Source organism: Alcanivorax sp. P2S70 (genome assembly GCF_000475295.1).
Taxonomy (GTDB): domain Bacteria; phylum Pseudomonadota; class Gammaproteobacteria; order Pseudomonadales; family Alcanivoracaceae; genus Alcanivorax; species Alcanivorax profundi.
In genome coordinates this window covers 1-3,089 of the sequence record NZ_AXBZ01000044.1, presented here as the reverse complement: position 1 = coordinate 3,089, position 3,089 = coordinate 1, and the positions used below count along the sequence as shown (strand labels likewise).

Genomic DNA, 3,089 nt, shown 5'->3' with positions numbered 1-3,089 from the left:
GTTGTCCTGCCGATCAGGCGGCGGCAACAAGCCCTGCTGTTCATAGAAGCGGATCGTCTGTGTTTCGACCCCTACCAACTGCGCCAACTGACCAATGCGCATCAGCCTCCTCCCCAACGGATTCTTTACTCTATTGACCTTATAGTAGCTTTATAGTTTTAAATGGTACCACAACATTGTTCAAGTGGAGTCGTATCATGAGCAAATCCTGTGGTGGCGCCTGTGGCGGTGATGCAACGTCCGCAGCGGATACCGATATACAGGCCTCCTCCGAGGCGCCAGGGAGATGGGTCAGTGTTTATGCCGTGCCGAAGATGGACTGTCCATCAGAAGAACGAATGATTCGCCTAGCCCTGAACGGCTTTGAGGAGATTCGGGCGCTGTCCTTCGACTTGTCGAACCGCCGGCTGAAGGTCGTGCATGACGGCGAGGTCGAGCCCGTCACCTCGAAACTGAAGACCTTGGGGCTAGGCGCCTCGCTTCAGGAAACCGTCGCTGCAAATCCGGAGACCATCAAGGCCGCCGAGTTTTCGGCAGCTTCTGCTAAGCAAGAATCCGGGACCCTGCGCTGGTTGCTCGGCATCAATGCACTTCTGTTCGTGGTGGAAATGACTGCCGGTCTGATCGCCCAGTCCACCGGCCTGATTGGAGAATCCCTGGACAATTTTGCCGATGCGGCGGTGTACGGGCTTGCCCTTTATGCGGTTGGACATAGCGTGAAAATGCAGGTACGTGCCGCGCATCTTGCTGGTGTACTGCAACTGATCTTGGCTGTGGGCGTGCTCGTAGAGGTGGTGAGACGCTTTGTATTCGGTAGTGAGCCTGAATCGCTGGTGATGATGGCCATCGCATTCGTCGCATTGATTGCCAATACCAGTTGTCTGCTGCTCATATCCAAACATCGGGAAGGCGGGGCGCACATGAAGGCAAGCTGGATATTCTCGGCCAACGACGTGGTGATCAACCTGGGGGTCATCACCGCCGGCGCCCTGGTCGCGTGGACCGGGTCCAATTATCCGGATCTGATTATCGGCACCATATCGGGAGTCATTGTACTTAACGGGGCCAGGCGTATTCTGGCGTTGAAGGGTTAAATAATTGCTCATTATTGGCAACAAGCACTCGTCGTATGCCCTGTTTTCCATATCGAGCCTGCTGGCAGCGTCAGATCAGGCTGCAAAGTGGCTGGTGCAGCAATCAATGGCCTATGGCGAGTCTATTTCAGTGACCCCGTTCTTTAACTGGGTGCACGTATGGAACACCGGTGCCGCATTCAGTCTTTTTGCGAATGGCGGAGGCTGGCAGCGCTATTTTTTAATCGGAATCGCGGTGGTGGTCTCGATTTTCCTGATCAAGCTGATTCTTGAAAATCGTCATAAAGGAGAAGCCTTCGCTTACAGTCTTATCCTCGGTGGCGCCATGGGCAACCTGATTGACCGAATATTTCGCGGCTACGTTGTGGATTCCTTTGATTTCTATTGGCGGGACTGGCACTGGCCGGCCTTTAATCTGGCTGATATTGCTATTGTCACCGGTGCCTTGCTTTTCGTTTCCGGCAGTTTGTTGGGCGAAAAAACAAACACCAATACAAACCCAGATAGGCAAGGCTGACGTTACAGCTATGAACGCCATTGGGAAGAATGTGCGGTTCGCTAAGCGTGGGCTTCTTATCGTGTTTTGCTCAGACCCGGCAAGCGGGTCATCCTGTAGATAGTCCATCGCAAGTTCATTTGCCAGGTCTAAAACCTTGAAGGCAAGCGATCGGAGAATGCGGAGGCCTTCCGTATCGCGCAGCGGCTAGATGAGTTCTTGGAGAATGAATTCAACCTCCCCTCCCCCCTACAACTTCCTGACGACACAAAACCGCTTGAACGAAAATAGTGAATTAAAGCCTGATACCGGTTCTACATGATAGGAATATCATTCATCGGTTAGAAAAATAGCAGCAGGAAGCGAGAGAGCGTCGCTAATCTGGTAGATTTTGAGCAGAGTAATGTTCTTTTCGCCACGCTCAATGTGACCCATATAGCTGCGGTCCAAGCCTGCTAAACTTGCAAGCTCCTCTTGGGATAGGCCTTTCTGCTTTCGCATTGCTCTAACCTTTGCGCCAAATGCCTGAAGACGAGCATTGCTCATGGAAGTCTCACCTAAAAGTGAGAACTATCATTTTTTGATGCCTGAGCATCCACGGACTATAATACCCATTTTCCGTTTGGGTGGAGAATGTCTCACCTGCAAAGAAATGCGCCATGCCCATGTGGTAGCGGGGTTAAATACAAGAAGTGCTGCTTGCCAAGGCAGGAAGCAGAGCTGCACGCCACGAACCAAGGGCAGGTATATGCGTTATTGAACCAGATTATTCCAGACACAATTGGCTCGCCCGACGAAAACAGCAAGGAGTTCCAGCGACTTGAGGAGTGGGCTAATCGCTATTTATCAGGGATTGATCGCCGGCACCCTCTATTTGAGCCTCTGTCCGATCATTTGTGCACACACAGTGAAATCATTGCAATCGCCAAACAACAGAAGATCCATAGTTATTTGTCCGTGGCCGAACCTCTATATATTGCATGGCTAAATTCTTGACCATCACTACCACATGGTTGTTACGGGTGATTTATCTATTTAAATTGAGGTTACACCCAATGTGTGAGGTGCTTATGAAATTGAAAGTGCAGAAAATTAGTAATGGCGCAGGACTTCGAGTCCCTAAAACTGTCTTGCAGCATCTTGGTCTTGATGTGGGAAGTATCGTTGATATGGAACTGACTGATGAGCAGTTGATCATTCGCCCAAAGCCCATGCCGACCTTGGAAGAGATGTTGGCAGCTTGTACACCAGAGAATACCGCACTGAGCGAGGAAGACCGCGAGTGGCTTAGCGATGGTCCGGTCGGTAAAGAGATTTTGTGATCCCCTGCCCGGCGCCACCAATAATGTAACAGGGATGCAGCGGTTGCGTCGCGCACAGTTGACACGGCATTCGTGCTACCCGATTGATTATCATAATAAAATACACCACTTGGTGTGCATACATGTAAAATTAGATATTTGTCGCTACATCAACGCCTCAAGACTCTTGGCCGACCA

Annotated in this window: 6 protein-coding genes; 4 read left to right on the top strand and 2 right to left on the bottom strand. The window is 50.9% G+C overall.

The genetic code is table 11. The features are described 5' to 3' along the window. The coding region (locus Q672_RS29945; protein WP_022986213.1) for a MerR family DNA-binding transcriptional regulator at nucleotides 1–102 on the bottom strand (102 nt) is incomplete at its 3' end. Between the two features lie 95 nt (nucleotides 103–197). On the opposite strand from Q672_RS29945, the gene Q672_RS29940 reads away from it, so the two are divergent. Next, entirely contained in the window at nucleotides 198–1,094 is an 897-nt protein-coding gene (locus Q672_RS29940; protein WP_011588649.1) for a cation transporter, read from the top strand. A 4-nt stretch (nucleotides 1,095–1,098) separates the two neighbouring features. After that, a complete protein-coding gene (lspA, locus tag Q672_RS29935; RefSeq protein ID WP_022986212.1) occupies nucleotides 1,099–1,611 on the top strand; it encodes a signal peptidase II in 513 nt (170 codons plus the stop codon). Nucleotides 1,612–1,920: 309 nt separating this feature from the next. Here lspA and Q672_RS29930 read toward each other — a convergent pair whose 3' ends face one another. Next, nucleotides 1,921–2,136, bottom strand: a complete 216-nt coding sequence (locus Q672_RS29930) for a helix-turn-helix domain-containing protein (RefSeq protein WP_011588651.1) — start codon at nucleotides 2,134–2,136, stop codon at nucleotides 1,921–1,923. Between the two features lie 87 nt (nucleotides 2,137–2,223). Here Q672_RS29930 and Q672_RS34465 point away from each other — a divergent pair, with 87 nt between their 5' ends. Together Q672_RS34465 and Q672_RS29920 are read left to right on the top strand one after the other, a co-directional pair. Further along, nucleotides 2,224–2,586, top strand: a complete 363-nt coding sequence (locus Q672_RS34465) for an SEC-C metal-binding domain-containing protein (protein ID WP_011588652.1) — start codon at nucleotides 2,224–2,226, stop codon at nucleotides 2,584–2,586. A 74-nt stretch (nucleotides 2,587–2,660) separates the two neighbouring features. Further along, nucleotides 2,661–2,912: an AbrB/MazE/SpoVT family DNA-binding domain-containing protein gene (locus Q672_RS29920; protein WP_031226830.1), complete on the top strand. Its 252-nt coding sequence runs from the start codon at nucleotides 2,661–2,663 to the stop codon at nucleotides 2,910–2,912. Nucleotides 2,913–3,089 lie beyond the last annotated feature (177 nt).